The following is a 19,469-nucleotide window of genomic DNA, read 5'->3' as shown; positions in this document are numbered from 1 at the left end:
TATGTAGATGTTTAAAAAAAGTTAATTTTATTTGAAAGAAATTTGTACATTTGGCATCCGTCAATTATTTATTGACAACCATAATTTTGGGGCTGACTGGTTTTGACAGCAGGGCCAATGGGTAAGTAAGCATGCAGTGATAGGTTGTGTACTCACTTTAATCAGGCACTTCAACTTTTTAACTGGCAACGAAGAGTACGCTTTAGCTGCATAATTCTGAATTTTAGTAAGAATACGCCACGTCTATACAAGGTATAGAAGCTGAATGTCCCTCAAAAGCCTTGACTTACGGCGTTTGATTCAGGGACACGGGAAAGTAAGAATAGAAACCTTAGTGCATCGGACAGGTTTCGAGATTTTAGATGATAAGCGATTGACAGAGTGTTTGTTCTCAGGATATCGTCGAAAATTAAGAATAAACTAAGCATGTAGAAAGCTTATTTGTTGCTTGTTTGGACGCGGGTTCGAATCCCGCCAGCTCCACTTTTTTAACAGCATTTAGCAGTTAAAAGCCTTATTTCAGCAGAAATAGGGCTTTTTTTATGTACATAATATACCTTTAACGGACATATTTAGACATTTAAGGAGAGACCAAATCGAGACCCAAAAGAATTCCTAAAATTAGGGTCTCGCTAAAATTGAAAATCCCTTTATTCATAAGGCTTACAAACAGTTTCTTTAACATTTTTAATGGGTGTATTAATAGCCTTTTTTATAACCTATTCATATATCGAACATCTTGATTCTTTAGAAAAAACCAATTAATTTTTTATTAACCATCAAAAATTGATCAAATGAAACAAGATTTAAAACTTCACATTTACCCAAGAAGTGCTAAAGCCAATAAAACAGGCTTAACTCCGTTGTATGTAAGAATCACCATTAATGGAAAACGTTGGGAATTCAGTACCAAAAAATTCATCGATCCTAGAACTTGGGATGCAAAAAATTCCAAAATCAAGGGTAATTCTAAAGAAGCCAGTTCAATCAATGGTTACCTTGATGTCCTAAAAATGAAGATTATTAACATCGAAATCGAATACAGTTTACGAGATGAACAACTTACGTTAGATGATGTCAAAAACCTTCTAAACCATAAAAAAGAAGAAGCAGTTCGTATGCTCATTCCAATCTTTAAGCTACACAACGAACAAATGGCTAAATTGGCTAACAAAGAATTTGCACCTGGTACTGTACTCCGTTACGAAACAACTTTAAAGCATTTACAAGATTTCTTAAAGCATCAATATAAAGAAGACGATATCCGTTTAGACAAAATAGACCATGCATTTATTATGGATTTAGATTTCTATTTTCGCTCTGTTCGTAACTGCAATAACAATACAACAGTTAAATACATCAAGAACTTCAAAAAGATTATTAATTATTGTTTAGCGAATGATTGGATTCAGAAAGACCCTTTTATCAATTATAAAGTAAAGATTGAAAAGGTCGAACGTATATTTCTTTCACAAGAAGAAATCATCAAAATTTATGAAAAAGAACATCCAGCTGAACGATTAAACTTAGTTCGTGATATTTTCATATTCTCGTGCTATACCGGATTAGCTTATGTAGATGTGGATAACTTGACCAAAAATCATATGGTAAAAGGAATCGATGGACAATTATGGATTCATACGTACAGACAAAAAACCTCAACTCCAACAAAAATTCCTTTATTAGATATCCCAATAGAGATTATAGAAAAGTACAAGAATCATCCTTTATGTAGTAATGGCAAATTATTACCTGTATTCAGTAATCAAAAAATGAATGTTTATTTAAAAGAGATTGCAGCACTTTCGGGTATTGATAAAGAATTAACATTCCATTGTGCGCGACATACATTTGCTACTACGGTTACTTTGTCTAATGGTGTTCCTATTGAATCAGTTTCAAAAATGTTAGGACATAACAGCATTACAACTACTCAACATTATGCAAGGATTACCGAACAGAAAGTGAGCAACGATATGCAGCAGCTCAAAAACATTGTTCAAAAAAAGAACATAATGTGAGTATAAAACAAACTATACTTTAAAGCTCCAATTATGGAGTGTTGTATATGTTTTTAAATATTTAATTTAGAATGATTAAATAATTGTTAACTTTATGTTAATTAACATACTAGTATACTAACCAAAATTTTTATGGGTAAGAATTTGATTTCTAATTTTGGCAATTTTGAGAGTAAATTAGCTGAAATAATATTTAAAAGCAATGATCCAATAACTGGAGCTAAAATTGCGATTAGATTAATTACTGAGTTTTTAGATGAAACTCAAAACATCTTGTGTTCTCATGAATTTAGTTCATCCGACACAGAAGTTTATTTTTTTAAAAAAGAATATCCCAAAATATATGAAAAGCTTCATTACTTTAAATCAATACAGAATTTAGAAGCTAAAAAGTTATCATTTTGTATTACAGATGAACAAGAAGTAGAACTTCTACAAAAAAAAAGAGAAAGTTTAAAGACTTTACAGGATCACGAAGTTCAAATGTTATCATACTTTAATTTAGTAGAAGATGAAGAAAAATTCTTTCTTCGTGGGCATTACAAATGGAGAAAGAACAATTTTATTTTTGCATCAAACGAGAGCTATGCCATCAATTCTATTTCAGAAATTATAGGTAAACGAAATGCTATAAAAGCATTAATTAAATATATTGATGAAAGATTGTACCAGTTAAAAAATCCAAACTCTATAATATCATCTAATTTAAAATGGACGGATACTAAAGTTAATTTAATTATATTAATTTATGGTATTTATTTATCAGACTCTGTTAATAAAGGGGAAGTCGAACTAAATCAATTAATCGAATTATTTGAAAAAATATTCAGCATTGAACTTAAAAATTTCCATACTCAACTCAACGATATTAAAGCGAAAAAAGGAAATCAACTAAAATACATTGATTTGTTTAAAAGTAAATTAGAGGACAAATTCAATTCTTACTAATAATTTAATATTCTATAACCGTAGCTACTTGTTACGGTTTTTTTTGTTTTTAAAATACCTTATGAATAAAGGGATAAAATAAATTTATAAAAAAATCTTTCTCTACTTGAGTTCTACTATAGAAAAATATATTTTCAACTTCTTCAACTTTGTTTCAGTAAAAAATTAAGCCTGACACAAATGAAAAAATGTAAACGTATTCATCCAGAAGACATTCAACAAATCACAAATTTGATTTGTACTGATCTTAAAGATTATTTAGAGCATAACATCAAACACAAATGGTTACGTACCAAAGATGTGTGCGAACAATTAGGTATCTCAAATTCTACACTCAAAAAAATGAGAATAAATAATCAAATTACATTCTCACGCATTGGTAAAGTGTATTACTATGACGTAGAAGATATAGATAATTTACTCGAACAGAATAAAGTAAGTAGGTTACTTTAAAGATATTTTTCATTTGGTTAGTTGGTTTAGGTTAGGCAGGTTTAATTACGATTCAAAAAGTAATAACCCTGCCTTTTATTTTCCTATTAATACTAAACCATATAACACATTCAACTTTAAAAGACATGAGATTAGCAGGCGAGTGTCAATCCATTGAGCGAAACGGAAAAATGTTTACCGACCGAAGGGAGTGATTTAAACATTTTAGAGTAGCGAAATGATGATTGACCGTCGAAAATCTAAGTCTTGATTTTTTTGGTTTCTTTTTTCATCAAGGAAAAAAGAACATATAGAATATAATAAAATTGATTTTTTGGTTCTTTTTTATCAATCCAAAAAGAAGATAAAACCTGTCATCCTGAACTTCTTTCAGGATCTCATCACACTAACATCTCAAATCTAATATCTAATATCTAACATCCAATATTAACATCTAAAAACTAATAATATGAATTACATCAAACACTTATCATTTTTCTTTCAAAAAGTACAAGGAGACCATGAGATGTCTCCAAGTCAAATCTCAATTTATTTAGCCTTATTCAATACTTGGAACAGGCAGCAATTCTCTAATCCAATTATTGTGATTCGAGACGAAATTATGCGTCTAAGTAAAATTATGTCAAAGAGTACCTATCACCGTTCAATGAAAATTTTACATAACAATGGGTATATTATTTACGAACCATCGTACAATCCATTTTTAGGGAGTAAAGTGTACTTAATCGATTTTACAAATTCAGCTCAATTTTCAAGAATAAGCAGTAAAAAAAATACTCAACCTATGACAACGGATAAAAAACAAACTGAAGTAAAAAATGATAGAGCTATTAAAACAGATACCAATACAGCCATAGAAAAAGGTATCGAGCCTTTTATAAAACATATAAACAACAAACATATAAACCACAAGCAGAGCTTGTGTTCGCAAGCACAAATCCCTTCATTAATTTTTAATGAAAAAGAAAAAAATAACGTAACTAGAAATCAGTCTACTGATAAAATCGAAATGAACCAAAAAGAAAAAAGTTCCGCCAAAAAAGAAAAAGGTACAATTCCAACATTAGATGAGGTCATTGCTTTTTTCCAAGAGAAGTATCAAAATACAGTAGAGGGTGAAAAATTTTATTACTACTTCGAGTCCAATGGTTGGTTAGTCGGTGGGAAAACCAAAATGATAAATTGGAAAGCAGCTGCAAATAATTGGATGATTAATGCTGATCGTTACACCAAAACGAATCCACCAAGTTTCGGTGTGCAAAAACCATTAGATACATCAATCAACAAACGTTACGACGAACCATTATAACAAAAACATAAAGCAATGATCAATTACCAAAAATTTCTATATCACTTCGAGCAATTAGGGCGTAAAAAATATGGCCCTAATTATACACTTCAAAAAGAAGATTTATCATACATCGTACGCTTAGCAGCTTATTTCTTTAAAGATGAGGCGAAGTGTAAAGAATTAGATTTAGACCTGAACAAAGGAATTCTTTTAACTGGACCAATGGGCGTAGGTAAAACAACATGGTTTAGGCTAATGCAGTTCATCTTAGCTAAAGAACATAAATTTTATTACATCACCTGTCGTGATGTCAATTTCGAATTCCTACGCAGAGGTTTCGATGTTATCGAAAAATACACAAAAGGTTTACCTAACGAATTCCAAAAATGTAGTATTTGCTTTGATGATTTAGGAACAGAAAATAACATCAAATACTTCGGAAACGAATGTAACGTTATGCAAGAAATCCTTCTTAGTCGTTATGACTTGTTCATGGATTATGGATACAAAACTCATTTAACAACAAATCTCTCCGCTTCCGAAATCGAAAAATACTATACAGAACGTGTTCGTTCTCGTCTCCGTAAAATGATGAATGTTCTCGCCATCCCACCAGACAGAAAGGATAAGAGAAGCTGATGAGATCCTTCAACTGTCATCCTGAACTTGTCGAAGGGTCTAGTCGAAGTGCAAAAGCAGAATATAAAATAATTTTAGAGAATCATAATTCTCTGTTTATCTTTAAATAATAATTCGAATACAACTTAACAAAATGGATAAATTAAAAGAACTTGACAATAAATTAACAGCTTTAGATCTCGATTTAAAAGCAATGATGGATGAAATACAATTTCAAGAAATAGAAACCTTTAAATTCGAAGATTTTTCAAACCGAGAATTAGATTTTAAAGAGTTTAATTTTAAAGGCTTATATATGTTTGAAATTAAAAACAATGGTTTTTTTGAAGATATTAATGATTGGAAAAATGATTTTACAAAACGTTGGTGTGATGAAGAATTCTTAAGAAGATTTGTTCCAAATGTTCGTAAAAAAAGGCTAAAAGAATTGACTGATAGTAATCAAGAATGGATTCCTTTGTATATCGGGAAATCAAGATCAGTAGGTAAAAGAATACATGAACATATATACAAACCTATTGAGAAAACAACTTTTGCAATGAAATTAAAAGCTAGGCATAATCTATCATATGAAGTTTTTCGTATTTCAGCAGTAAAAATTGACGTAAATAATTACAATTGGATTGTTCCTGTATTAGAAAATGAATTAAGAAATCGTTTAAATCCTATCGTAGGAAAGCAATAGAAGATTAAACCTCAATTGAATTATTAATTGAGGTTTTTTTATTAATACTCTTTCAAAGAAAGCTTACATAATTTCTTTAATCGTTTGAAGTAATCATCCCACAATTTTTTCTCATCAATATTTACAGGATTAGTTCCGTCATTATATAAGAAAACTTGGTAAATCTCTCCATTATCATTTCTTTTAATTCCTTTTTCAACATCAAAAGTTATTTCTAATAAAAGTTTTTCTGTTAAACGATTATATTTTGTGTGAATAGGTAAATGGTCAAAAGAGCCTTGTGATACACTCCCTTTTTCACGAATAGTAAAACCTAAAGGTTGATACTCTCTATTAAAAACTGCCCATTCGTTTTGCTCATTTTTAATTAATCCATAAGGAAGATTTACTTTAAAGAATTTATCTAGCATTTGTATTAATATTATATGTATTAATGAATAAAATTAATTATTACATCTAAAATAATAATTTTCTTCAAACATATATTGCTATTTTACAATTTAAATATTTTTACTAAATAATTCCGTAAATTTACAATTCAAGAAAACTAAAGCCCCAACTAACTTTCAATGAAAAAAACAGAAATTCAACAAAATCTACATACTTTATCTCAAAATATTGAGCAAGAAAACTTTATTTACGATTTCTTATCATCTTTTGGGTTGTCAAAAACAACAATTACACGTCTTAAAAAAGGTGATTATAATCTTTCTAAGGTAGATGGTGAATTGTTTTACAAAGGGAAAATATTTTTCAAAGTAGAAAAAGAGGCTAATCTTTTGAACCTGATTGATGAGTTGGCAAAAGATGAAAAAATCAAGAAACAAAAACCTCGTTTTATTGTTGTAACCGATTTTAAAGATGTCTTAGCTGTTGATACCAAATTAGGAAATAATAAAGAGTTCCCGATAGAACAGTTAGGCGAACAGACAGATTTTTTCTTACCGCTTTCTGGTGCAGAGATTTACCGAGTTAGCAATGACAATAAATTAGATCGTGATGCTGCCTATAAATTAGGAGAATTATATGATATTTTGGTGGTTGATAATCCTGACTGGATAGCGCAAGGAAGTCATCAGTTGAATATCTTTTTATCACGATTATTGTTTTGTTTTTTTGCAGAGGATACGGGGATTTTTGAAGTGAAAAGTATTTTTACAGAAACACTTGCAAATAACACCAAAAAAGATGGTTCTGATGTTGATTTATTTTTAACGACACTTTTCAAAAAGTTAAATACACCTGATGGAAAGGGAAGTTTTGAACTTCATTTTGATAAATTTCCGTATGTAAATGGTGGTTTATTTCGTGATGATATTCAGTGTCCTAAATTTTCGGCTAAAGCACGTCAAATTCTTTTGGATTCTGGCGAATTAGATTGGTCCGAAATTAATCCTGATATTTTTGGTTCGATGATTCAGGCAGTTGCAGATCCAGCCGAACGTAATAATTTGGGAATGCATTATACTTCGGTTGTCAATATTCTGAAGTTAATCAAACCTTTATTCTTGGATGAATTGTACGAAGAATTCGAAAAAAATAAAGGAAAAATAAAAGGATTAGAGGCTTTATTGGACAGATTAGGAAAAATTAAATTTTTCGATCCTGCCTGTGGTAGTGGAAATTTCTTGATTATTACGTACAAAGAATTACGAAATCTCGAAATTCAGATTATCAAAGAATTATTGGATCTGAATGCAACACAACGTAAAATTTATTTTTCTGAAATCAAATTGTCCCAATTCTACGGAATAGAGATCAAAGATTTTGCACACGAAATGGCGATACTTTCGCTTTGGTTAGCCGAACACCAAATGAATCAGGTATTTGAGTTGGAATTATTGGATTACGGTAAATCAAATCCTATTTTACCACTGAAAGAAAGCGGAAATATAACTGCTGGTAATGCGGCTCGTATTGCCTGGGAAATAGCTTGTCCGAAAGAAGCAAACGACGAAATATACATTATTGGAAATCCGCCTTATTTAGGAGCAAGAATTCAAGACGCTGAACAAAAATCAGATATGGAATTAGTTTTTAATTCTTTTAAAAAATTTAAGGATTTAGACTATATATCCATTTGGCTTTATAAAGGTTCAAAATTTATTGAAGGTATTAACGCTCAATTAGCATTTGTATCTACAAATTCTATTTCACAAGGTCAGCAAGTTGCTTTATTATGGGATAAAATATTACGAGATTCCTTAGAAATTTCTTTTGCTTATCAATCATTTAAATGGGTAAACAATGCCAAAGGTAATGCGGGGGTAACAGTAATTATTGTCGGTTTAAGAAATATTTCCAATTCACCGAAATATATTTTTACAGAATCAATAGCTAAACAAGTTAAAAATATTAATGCCTATTTATTAGATGCTCCTAATATCATTATTACTGAAAGAATGAAATCAATAGCTGGTTTTATGAGAATGAACTTTGGTAATATGCCAAATGATGGAGGTGGATTAATTTTAGATGAAGAAGAAAAAAATAATTTAATTTTTAATTATCCAAATTCAGAAAAATATATTAGAAGATTAGTTGGTTCAACAGAATTTATAAATGGAATTAATAGATATTGTTTTTGGATTGAAGATGAAGATTTAGACGATATACTAAAAATTGATTTTATAAAAAATAAGATTGAGAAAAGTAGAAATCACCGTTTGTCAAGTAAAGATAAAGGAACAAATAAATTAGCACTACGAGCACATCAATTTAGAGATAGAAATACTGCAATAGAATCTGCGATAATTGTTCCCTCTACTTCATCAGAAAGAAGAGAATATATACCCTTAGGTTTTTTACCAAAAGAAACTATTATTTTAAATTCAGCTTTAGCTATTTACGACGCTCAACCTTGGTTATTCGGCGTACTCCACTCCAAAATGCACATGATTTGGGTAGATGCTGTAGGTGGAAAATTAGAAACACGTTACCGTTATTCTGCAAAACTTTGTTACAATACATTTCCATTTCCTACATTAAGCGAAAAGAAAAAAGAAACCATTAACCAATATGTATTTGCAATATTAGACGAACGTTCCAAATATCCCGAGAAAACAATGGCGTGGTTATATAACCCTGAAACAATGCCAAGTGGACTAGAACAAGCGCACAAAGAATTGGATTTGGCAATAGAACAAATTTATCGTTTAGCACCTTTCCATTCAGACGAAGAACGATTAGAGTATCTGTTCAAACTCTATGACGAAATGACAACGAAAGAAACTTTGTTTGCGAAACCTAGAAAGACAGTAAAGAAGAAATAACATAAAAAAATGGAGCGTTTAATAGTAAAAAGGCAAATTACATATTCTTGCATATTTCCTAATGGGAATGACAATCTAAAAGAGTTAATTAAAATAATACCTTCGAAAAGTGCTATTAGATGGCTATCTTATTTATTATTAAAAAAAGATTTACAGACAAATAATCAAGATGAATTTCATTTTCTTATTCCTCTTTTATTTAATATGAACAAAAAATTACAGCATATAATTTTAGAGTTTATAAATAATGAAATAAGTGATTATCAATTCATAGATAAGACTGCCATACTTATTCTGATTGAATATATTTTAGAAAATCACAATGATAATGATGTAGAAGTACTTGAATCAAAAGATGATTTTTCTAATTTATTTATTGCTTATTTAATTTGTTGTGATGAAAGAATTAAGTATTCATCTCAAGATTTATTAAAAATTAAAGATCCTGAATCTCAAGTTTTACATCATTTACCAGAGCAATTAAAAATAAATGATATAATATTTCCTAAAGATTATAGAGTTGAATTTATACGATTTTATTACTTTATGATTTTCTGTAAAGAAGATCCTGAATTTAGAGAATATTTAAAAGCATTCCTAGAAGAAAATAAAATTGAAAAATGGGAAGATTATTTAATTTTCATCTTGAATACTTATCTCAAAAATGTTACTAATGAAGATGGAGCTTCAAATTTGATACAAATAAATCCAAATACTTATCATGATGGTAAAAAGTTTTTAGATTCAATGAGTGTTGATATTAAAAACTTTAGACGAAAACCAGATTTTAGTGGACTAAGAAGTAAACCTGTTTATAACAACGGTAATAATCTATATAGTATTATTTCATCTAAGTTTTTCATAGATAAATTGTTCCAAAGTTTTTTATTTGATTTAGTTTCAATTTTGATTAGTAGAAATGATAATAAAATTAAGAATTACCCCCAATTAAAACAATTAATTGGAGAGCGTTTTACAGAAAAATATCTTTTTTATGAAATTATGAAAGGTTGCTTTTCTAATAATTATAAAAAACTTATTGAAGGTGAAGAATTGAAAAAGCATTTAAGAGATGGAGAGCCTGATTTTTATATTAGGAAAGGAAAAAATATATTTCTTTTCGAATTTAAAGATGTTATGCTAAATGCTAATGTTAAACATTGTGGTGATTTGGAAAGAATTAATAATGAAATATTACAAAAATTTGAACTTACCACATCAGATAAAAAAAAGGATAAACCTAAAGGAATTACTCAATTATTAAATGTCATTGAAAATAAATTATCTACTATTCTTAATGAATATGATAATTTTGAAGTATTAGATAAATTGAATGTTTATCCTATAGTAATTTATCAAGATTCTAGTTTTGATATTGAAGGTGTAAGATATTTACTAAACAATAGATTTAGTTTATTAAAGAAAGATAGAGTAATTTCTGAAGATTATTTAATCAAAGATTTTATAATGCTACCCCTTGAAATCTTAATTAAGCTAGAGGATTATTTTAATGATGGTACAATTATTCTGAACGATCTTATTGATAACTATATAATAGAAACCAAAAAATCTGAACAAAATAAATTACTTCCTTTTAATAAATATGTAATGAGAGAAGCAAAAGCGAAAGGATATAATGATAAGATGAGTTCAAGATTTAGAGAGATTATCAATTCACTACAATTAAAAAAAGCATAAATAATTCTATAAATCAAATTTAATTTTGTGATCTAATAACCGTTTGGCTTCGCTTCATTTAGAAGAAGAGCGATTAAAGTATCTTTTCAAACTCTATGACGAAATGACAACGAAATAAACTTTGTTTGCAAAAGAGAAAAAAGGGAAGAAGAAATAATGGATTATATTTTGTTTACAAAATATAAAGACAAATTGTAATCTATTCATTTTGTTTACAGAAGTTGTAAGCAACAAAATTTGTTTACAACTTTTATTTATAAATTGTAAGCAATAAATTTTGTTTACATTTTTTGTAATCAAATATTTTTGAGTAGTTAATTCACAAAAAAAATTGTAATCAAATACATTTGTAAACAATAATTAGACTAAATTTGTAAACAAATAATATTCTATGGACTTTAATATAGATAATGCAGTTAAATATCATTACAATAATTTTCCTCCACAAAATATAAATTATGCATCTTTTATACAGGAACTTGTAAGTGCTACGGATGCTCTTGCACGATTTGATCAGATGCTAAAAAATTTACATAATACAGAAATTTTATTAGCTCCTTTAAGAAATCAAGAAGCTGTAATTTCTTCTCGTATCGAAGGTACAATAAGTACAATGGATGAAATTATGTTATATGAAGCTGATAATGAAGGACAAGATAATCCGAATGCTAAAGCTGATGTTATAGAGACTATTTTATATCAACGTGCTTTAAAGAATGCACAAAGTGCTTTAGAAAGTGGATATAGTTTTTCTATAAGTTTTATCAAACAAATGCATCAACAACTTTTATATTTAGGTAGAGGTGCAAACAAATCACCAGGAGAATTTAAAAAAGAGCAAAATTATTTAGCAGATACCCGCAAAAAAGAAATTCAGTTTATACCAATTAATCCCGAAAACTTAGATCAAGGTTTAGAGAATCTTTTTGAGTATATCAAAACTTCCGATCTACCGCCTTTAATTAAAACAGCAATAATGCATTTAGAATTTGAAGCATTACATCCGTTTAAAGATGGAAATGGTCGAATTGGTCGTATGCTAATAACGCTAAATTTATGGCAAGAAAAAATTCTTTCTCAACCTCATTTTTATATTAGTGGTTATTTCGAAGAAAATAAAGATGAATATATTGAACAGATGAGAGAGGTTTCTCGTTCAAATGATTGGAATCAATGGATAAAGTTCTTTTTAAATGCTGTTGAAAGTCAAGCTATCCGTAATTTAGAAATTGCTGAAAGTATAAAGAATTTATATGAAGCAACTAAAGTTGAATTTTCTGATTTGTTATCATCCAAATGGAATATGGAAATTTTAGATTTTATTTTTACATATCCTGTGTTTAGAAATAATAAGTTTGTAAATACAACGAAAATCCCAAATGCTACTGCTGTTCTGATTATTAAAAAATTAGAAGAAAATGGATACTTGGTTTTAAGAGAAAAAGCTGCTGGTAGAAGAGCGGCCCTTTATTCTTTCGAACCTTTAATGCAATTAGTACGCGTGTAAAACAAAATACTCTATTCAACAAATATGGAAACCAATACAACAAACAACTATAAACAACCAATTAATCTAGTTAATGTTAATTATAAACAAACTGGACAAAGTAAATCTACAAATGAATATGGAATGCGTGAAATGCAAGAAAAAGCATTTGAAGCTCGTTCTGCACAGTACTTATTATTAAAAGCTCCTCCTGCTTCAGGAAAATCAAGAGCTTTGATGTTTTTAGCTTTAGATAAATTAATTAATCAAGGTATAAAAAAAGTAATTGTTGCAGTTCCAGAAAGATCCATTGGTAATTCTTTTGCTCCAACTGAACTTTCAAAATATGGATTCTTTGCTGATTGGGACTTAAATCTAAAGTATAATTTATGTTCTCCTGGAAGTGATACAAGTAAAGTTCAAGCATTCAAAGACTTTATGCAATCAGATGAAAAGATCTTAATTTGTACACACGCTACATTACGTTTTGCATTCGAGGGTTTAACTGAAACAGATTTTAACGATTGTTTAGTCGCGATTGATGAGTTTCACCACGTATCAGCTGATGGGGATAATAAATTAGGAAACGTATTGCGTAACTTAATGCAAAAGTCAAATGCACATATTATAGCAATGACAGGTTCTTATTTTAGAGGAGACAGCGTACCTGTATTATTACCAGAGGATGAAGAAAAGTTTATCAAAGTAACATATAATTATTACGATCAATTAAATGGATATGAATATTTAAAATCTTTAGGAATAGGCTATCATTTCTATCGTGGGAGATACTATAAACATGACGATGAAAGAGGAATGTCTGCATTAGAAGAGATTTTAGATGAAAATCTTAAAACTATTATTCATATACCAAGTGTAAATTCGGCTGAATCTTCAAAAGAGAAATTGGAAGAGGTAAATCACATCATTGATTGCATTGGCGAGTTAGAATACCAAGATACGGAAACGGGTGTGTTATATGTAAAGAGTAAAAGATCTGGTAGAATCTTAAAAATCGCAGATTTAGTAAATGATAATCAAAAAGAGCGTGATAAAATAACAGCTTATTTACGCGGAGTAAAAACTCCTGAAGATATCGATATGATTATTGCTTTAGGAATGGCAAAAGAGGGTTTTGATTGGCCGTTTTGTCAGCATGCTTTAACAATTGGATACAGAGGTTCATTAACGGAGATTATTCAAATTATTGGTCGTGCTACACGAGATAGTAACAATAAAACGCATGCTCAGTTTACAAATCTAATTGCACAACCAGATGCAATGCAAGAGGATGTGAAATTGTCGGTAAACAATATGCTAAAAGCAATTACAGCTTCTTTATTAATGGAGCAAGTATTAGCGCCTAACTTCAAATTCAAACCAATGGACGATGATGAAGAGGATGATTTAGAAAATGACGATGAAAATACAATCAAAATTAAAGGCTTTAAGAAACCTAAATCTCAACGAGCGAAAGATATTATTGAAAGTGATTTAAATGATCTAAAGGCTCGTATTCTTCAAGATGACACAATGATTAAGGCTATGCCAGGAAATATAGAACCTGAAGTAATTAATACAGTTTTAATACCTCGTATTATTCGTGAAGTTTATCCTGATCTAAGTGAAGAAGATGTGGAAGCAGTTCGTCAATATGTAGTGGTTGATTCTGTCATTAAAAATGGAGAAGTTGAAGAGCAAGGTTCAAAAAAATTCATTAAAATGGCTGGAAGCTTTGTGAATATAGATAATATTAAGATTGATTTGATTGATACAATCAACCCATTCCAAAAAGCATTCGAGATTCTTTCAAAAAACGTAACAACTTCTGTTTTAAAATCGATTCAGGACACAATTAATGTGACCAAAATTGATATGACTGAGGAAGAAGCTGTTATTTTATGGCCTAAAATCAAAGAATGGGTTAAACATACTGGAGATAAACCAAGTATTCAATCTTATGATCCAAAAGAGCAAAGATTAGCTCAGGCTTTGTTGTTCATTCAAGATGCTAAACGTAAAAAAGCACAAAATGGCTAAAACATTAGACGATATTTTTGATGATGATGATTTGGGTTTACTAAATTCAAACCAACCTCAGAATTATATAAAAACAGATGAAGATCGGTTAATTGAAGCATTTGAAGAGATCAATTCCTTTTATGAAACGAATAAAAGAGAGCCTTCGAATAGCTCTATGTCTGAATATACTTTATCTTCTAGATTAAAAGAATTAAGAACAAATGATAACAAAAAAGGTGTATTAAAAGCTTTTGATCGATACAATTTATTAGGCGATTATGAACCAAAAATAGAATCATTGGAAGATATTTTAGCTGATGATGAGTTAGGTTTATTAGATACTGATGGTGATTCTTCTATTTTTGATTTTAATTATGTTCCTAAAGAACCTACAAGAGATAAAGCTGATTATATCGCACAGCGTTCATCAATTCCTGAAAAAGAATTTACTAAATATGAAATGATGTTCAAACAAGTTCATCAGGAATTAAAAGAAGGAAAAAGAAAATTCAAAGAATTTAGAAATGCTGAAACTAATCTTAAAGAAGGTAATTTTTATTTAGTTGACGGTCTTTTAGCTTATTTAGAAGTTTCTAAAGCTGAAAAAGTTTTAAAAGAAAATACTTCAGGTGATAGAATTCGTTTAGAAGGTAGAACAGTTACAATTTTTGAGAATGGAACTATTTCAAATATGTTGTTTCGGTCATTAGGAAAAGCAATTCAAAAAAACGGAAAATTAATTACTGATGTGATTGATGGTGGTGAAAAAGAATTATTCAAAAATGCAGGAGTTGATCATCAAGATGATATCTCTTCAGGATGGATATACATCTTAAAATCAAAATCAAAGAATCCTGAAATAGCTTCAATAAATGATTTATACAAAATTGGTTTAAGCACAATAAGTGTCAAAGAAAGAATTAAAAATGCTTCAAAATCATCGACTTATTTATTTGATGAAGTAGAAGAAGTTTATTCTTGCGAAATAGCGAATGTCAACATACATAAATTTGAAAGTCTTTTACATCGCTTTTTTGGCAATGTTTGCCTTGATTTAGATATATATAACAATGGTGAAAGAATTAATCCAAGAGAATGGTTTGTAGTGCCATTGCCTATAATTCAAGAAGCAATTAATTTATTAATTAACGGAACTATTGTTAATTATAAGTATGATAATGATTCTCAATCAATAAAGTTAAAATAATTTTTATTCTGAATTAAAAGATGAAAAAAATATTAGTTACTGGAAATGGATTTGATTTACATCATGAATTACCAACTTCATATAATAATTTTATTGATATATTAGGGGTTGTAGACGAATCAAATGAGTTTGATTTTGAGAAAATTTTTAATACCGTTTATAAAGATATTCAAAGTGATAATCAATTTGATTTAAACATAGAAAAGATACGAAAGTTAAAAGAGCTTTTAAATGATAATATTTGGTATAAACATTTTAAAGAAATTAAAAGTGATTTAACTTGGATAGATTTTGAAAATGAGATACTAAATGTTATTCAAATAATACAATCTTTTATTAAGGCATTTAATTCTGAAATTTTTCCAATAAAATATTTTTCAGGAAATTTAGCAAATAATCATCTTTTTCAAAGATATCTTAATGGTAATGAATTAGTAAAAGTTACACTTCTAAAGCTTAATATATTAAATTTTGACAGTTTCCTCCATACTGGTTTAAGATTTTGGATTAATGATACTTATTTGATTTGTAAAAACAGTCTGAGTTATTTAGATATTGATAGAATTGTAAAACTATTAATTTCAGAGCTTGAAAAGTTTAAATTAATTTTCAATATGTATTTTGATTGTTTTGTCACTCCCTTTTATGAGATTAATAAATATAAGATTAATGAGGATATAGTTAGAAATATTAATGAACATTATACTTTTAATTATACCCAAACTTTTGATAAAGTATATGAAAAGAATTTTACAAGACATATTCATGGCAAAATCGGTGAATATCATTCTATTGTTTTAGGAATTGATAGTTTGGATAAAGATATAGAAGATAAAAAATACTTTATACCCTTTACTAAATTATATCAAAAACTAAATTATTCAACTGATTATAAGTTTATAGGGACGAATAATAAAAATGATGATTTTTATGTATTCATTTGGGGACATTCATTAGATTCATCTGACGCAGTATATTTAAAGGAAATATTTACTCTTTTAGATGATGATTCCTATGAAAGAAAAGTTATCATAATCATTAGAAATCAAAGCTCAAAAGGGAAGTTATTGGTAAATCTAATTGATATATTAAGTCCAGAAAAAGTAGATGCTTATATGAAAAATGATAAACTAATTTTTTCAGAAAATGATTCAACAGAGTTAAGTATGAATTTAAATTATATACCTAAACCTAAGATTGGGAAAGTAAGATAAGATTGATTTATTAAAGCATATTTATTTGCTTGCCAATTCGATGAGAATGATCTTCTTATAAAACCCATTTACAATAAGTTTTATAATCATAAACTAATTACTATTCACTAACTACTAATCACTATAAAGCCAACAACCAAAAAAACTTAAAACTCATCAATCAAAACTCACAACTCGTAGACAGCCGCCCCACCAAAGCTATGTTAACATAAGAAACAGAGGAATTATTTTTAGAATAATATTTTATTAAATAAATGTTCAATAGATTTATATCAAGACAATTAACAACATGTTAATAACCTTTTGTTTCTTTTATATTATAAGATTTTAAATTGATGATTGTTAATGTAATTTTGTAAATAATGACAAACCAAGAAATTGAAAATATACTAGCCAAAGGGGAAGGTACCCGTATTGAATTTAAAAGATGTGAAGATGGAAAAGTACCTAAAGCAATTTATGATACGATATGTTCATTTCTAAATAAAGAAGGTGGGGTAATACTTGCAGGGGTTGAAGATAATGGAGATATACTTGGTATTCCAGAAGATAAAATTAGTAATTTTATTACAACACTTACAACTACTGTAAATAATCCATCCACAATAAATCCACCTATTACAATTTCTCCAATTAGTTACAACTATAAGGGGAAGAATATCATCATTATAAAATTAGCTGTAAGTTCTCAAGTTCATTTTTATAATAATGATATATATGATAGAGTTGATGAAGCTGATATCAAAATAATTGATGATACTCAAAAAAATGAAATATATTTTCGTAAAAGACAAATTTTCACGGAAGGTGAAATTTATGAGTATTTAAAATTTGAAGACTTAGATCTTTCGCTTTTTGAAAAAGCTAAAAGTTTAATTAAAACTTCTAATCCATCACATCCTTGGATTAATATGGAACCTTTAGATATTCTTAGAAGTTCATCATTATATCGTAAGGATTTTAAAACAGGAGAAGAAGGTTTCACGTTAGCAGCTGCGCTTATTTTTGGGAGAGATGAGACCATCCAGAGTTTATTACCAGCTTACAAAGTTGAAGCAATGGTAAGACGTGATAATACAGACCGATGGGATGATAGAATAACTCCACCATTGAGAACAAATCTAATTGATACGTATTTATATTTAATGGAATTTATTCGTAAACATTTAGAAGAGAGATTTTATATTGATGAAAATGGGCAAAGAATAAGTTTAAGAGAAAATATATTTCGTGAATTAGTTGGGAATGTAATTGTTCATAGAGAGTATACTAATAATCATCCTACTGAAATTATTATCCTTAAAAACAAAGTAATAGCGACAAATCCAAATAAAGCAACTTTTACCGGAGCATTGGATATTCAAAATTTTTCTCCTTTTGCTAAAAATCCAAATATTAGAAAATTCTTTACTGCATTCGGATGGACTGACGAAATTGGATCAGGGGTCAGAAACATAGCTAAATTTTTAGCGGAATATGCTAAAGGTGCTGTACCTATATTCTTTGAAGATAATATCTTTAAAACAGAGATTCCTCTGCTACAAAGAGATTTATCACCTTTTTCGAATAGTTTACTTGAATTCTTAGGTATTGAATCATATAATTATATAAATGAAGAACATCTAAGTCATATACCTTTATCCGATGAGATAGAGGGAATTGAACAATCTGATGTAATTTTTAATTTAGTATCAAGATGGGATGAAGAAGGTATCAAGATGCAAAATTTAGATTGGGCAGTAAACAAACAGTTTACCGAGGATAAATGGAAAGAGGTACCAAGATGGGATGAAAAAGGTACCAAGATTATACCTAAAAAGAATATGTACTTATTACAGATATTATTTCTTTGTTTAGACCCTCTTCCTTTAGATGAGATTTTAAATAAAATGGGATATTCGAATAAACAATCTTTTAGAGAAAGATATTTAGGTAGATTATTGGCTGAAGACTTGATAGAGAGGACACTTCCTGATAAACCTAATTCAAAATATCAACGTTACAAAACATCTAACAAAGGAAAATTATTTCTTGGAGGTGTACGTTTAAAATAGAATACAAATTATTTTAATGGTACCAAGATAATATACATATTATAGGCGTGATTCTAAAGATAAATAGGCTTAAACGATTTATATATGTATATTTTGGTACCAAGATCAATCTAATAATGTACTAAGATGATAAACTAATTATATTGTTTTAAATATTAGAATTCCCCAACTAAATTTTTATTCAGTTGGGGATTATTTTCATTTGCCAACAACAACAAAAAAACTTAAAACTCATCAACCAAAACTCGAAACCCAGCCGCCCATCAAAGCTATGTTTACATAATGTGGCATTATAGTCACCTACGGGCTATCGGGGTCAAGCCCACTATAATCACATTATGTAAAATAGCCGCCTTACGTTTTCAAAACAAAATCCAAGATTAACAAAATCGTTTTTTGCCCTTGTTGAAGTATGATAGTATCGCAACAATCATTTTTGTGCTAAAGATTTACTCCGTTAGGTTTATTTTTAGTGTCAT

At 28.8% G+C, this 19,469-nt stretch carries 14 protein-coding genes and 1 other RNA gene; 14 read left to right on the top strand and 1 reads right to left on the bottom strand.

What is annotated here, in order from left to right:
• Positions 1-88: 88 nt before the first annotated feature.
• The 7 genes from ssrA (at position 89) to ACMHJW_RS12875 (ending at position 6,037) form a co-directional block, all read left to right on the top strand.
• Positions 89-486: a transfer-messenger RNA gene (gene ssrA, locus ACMHJW_RS12905) on the top strand.
• Between the two features lie 308 nt (positions 487-794).
• Positions 795-2,021, top strand: a complete 1,227-nt coding sequence (locus ACMHJW_RS12900; protein ID WP_413533823.1) for a site-specific integrase — start codon at positions 795-797, stop codon at positions 2,019-2,021.
• Positions 2,022-2,153: 132 nt separating this feature from the next.
• Positions 2,154-2,969, top strand: coding sequence for an RteC domain-containing protein (locus ACMHJW_RS12895; protein WP_413533822.1), 816 nt, complete (start codon positions 2,154-2,156; stop codon positions 2,967-2,969).
• Positions 2,970-3,149: 180 nt separating this feature from the next.
• The gene (locus tag ACMHJW_RS12890) at positions 3,150-3,422 is read left to right on the top strand and encodes a helix-turn-helix domain-containing protein (protein ID WP_413533821.1); all 273 of its coding nucleotides are present in this window, start codon (positions 3,150-3,152) and stop codon (positions 3,420-3,422) included.
• A gap of 448 nt (positions 3,423-3,870) precedes the next feature.
• Entirely contained in the window at positions 3,871-4,731 is an 861-nt protein-coding gene (locus tag ACMHJW_RS12885) for a transcriptional regulator (protein ID WP_413533820.1), read from the top strand.
• Positions 4,732-4,746: 15 nt separating this feature from the next.
• On the top strand, positions 4,747-5,352 hold the full coding sequence (locus ACMHJW_RS12880) for an ATPase (protein WP_280038144.1): 606 nt from the start codon (positions 4,747-4,749) through the stop codon (positions 5,350-5,352).
• Between the two features lie 133 nt (positions 5,353-5,485).
• Positions 5,486-6,037 (top strand): hypothetical protein, encoded by a 552-nt coding sequence (locus tag ACMHJW_RS12875; RefSeq protein ID WP_280038142.1) that lies wholly within the window; start codon positions 5,486-5,488, stop codon positions 6,035-6,037.
• A 41-nt stretch (positions 6,038-6,078) separates the two neighbouring features.
• Here the strand turns inward: ACMHJW_RS12875 and ACMHJW_RS12870 are convergent, their stop codons facing one another.
• Complete coding sequence (locus tag ACMHJW_RS12870; protein WP_280038140.1) at positions 6,079-6,447, bottom strand: hypothetical protein; 369 nt, start codon at positions 6,445-6,447, stop codon at positions 6,079-6,081.
• A gap of 159 nt (positions 6,448-6,606) precedes the next feature.
• Here ACMHJW_RS12870 and ACMHJW_RS12865 point away from each other — a divergent pair, with 159 nt between their 5' ends.
• The 7 genes from ACMHJW_RS12865 (at position 6,607) to ACMHJW_RS12835 (ending at position 18,990) form a co-directional block, all read left to right on the top strand.
• Complete coding sequence (locus ACMHJW_RS12865) at positions 6,607-9,309, top strand: class I SAM-dependent DNA methyltransferase (RefSeq protein WP_413533819.1); 2,703 nt, start codon at positions 6,607-6,609, stop codon at positions 9,307-9,309.
• Between the two features lie 9 nt (positions 9,310-9,318).
• On the top strand, positions 9,319-11,007 hold the full coding sequence (locus ACMHJW_RS12860; RefSeq protein WP_413533818.1) for a hypothetical protein: 1,689 nt from the start codon (positions 9,319-9,321) through the stop codon (positions 11,005-11,007).
• 391 nt (positions 11,008-11,398) lie between these two features.
• Positions 11,399-12,514: a Fic family protein gene (locus ACMHJW_RS12855; protein ID WP_413533817.1), complete on the top strand. Its 1,116-nt coding sequence runs from the start codon at positions 11,399-11,401 to the stop codon at positions 12,512-12,514.
• A 24-nt stretch (positions 12,515-12,538) separates the two neighbouring features.
• Positions 12,539-14,533: a DEAD/DEAH box helicase gene (locus ACMHJW_RS12850; protein WP_413533816.1), complete on the top strand. Its 1,995-nt coding sequence runs from the start codon at positions 12,539-12,541 to the stop codon at positions 14,531-14,533.
• On the top strand, positions 14,526-15,722 hold the full coding sequence (locus ACMHJW_RS12845) for a GIY-YIG nuclease family protein (protein ID WP_413533815.1): 1,197 nt from the start codon (positions 14,526-14,528) through the stop codon (positions 15,720-15,722). The genes ACMHJW_RS12850 and ACMHJW_RS12845 overlap by 8 nt, the downstream gene beginning before the upstream one ends.
• A 20-nt stretch (positions 15,723-15,742) precedes the next feature.
• Entirely contained in the window at positions 15,743-16,936 is a 1,194-nt protein-coding gene (locus ACMHJW_RS12840) for an AbiH family protein (protein WP_280038131.1), read from the top strand.
• Between the two features lie 362 nt (positions 16,937-17,298).
• Positions 17,299-18,990 carry a helix-turn-helix domain-containing protein gene (locus tag ACMHJW_RS12835; RefSeq protein WP_413533814.1) on the top strand — a complete coding sequence of 564 codons (1,692 nt, stop codon included), beginning with the start codon at positions 17,299-17,301 and terminating at the stop codon, positions 18,988-18,990.
• Positions 18,991-19,469 lie beyond the last annotated feature (479 nt).

Source organism: Empedobacter brevis, assembly GCF_965118635.1.
Classification (GTDB): domain Bacteria; phylum Bacteroidota; class Bacteroidia; order Flavobacteriales; family Weeksellaceae; genus Empedobacter; species Empedobacter brevis_A.
The sequence above is the reverse complement of the archived record's forward strand: the minus strand, read 5'-3'. Positions and strand labels throughout refer to the sequence as shown.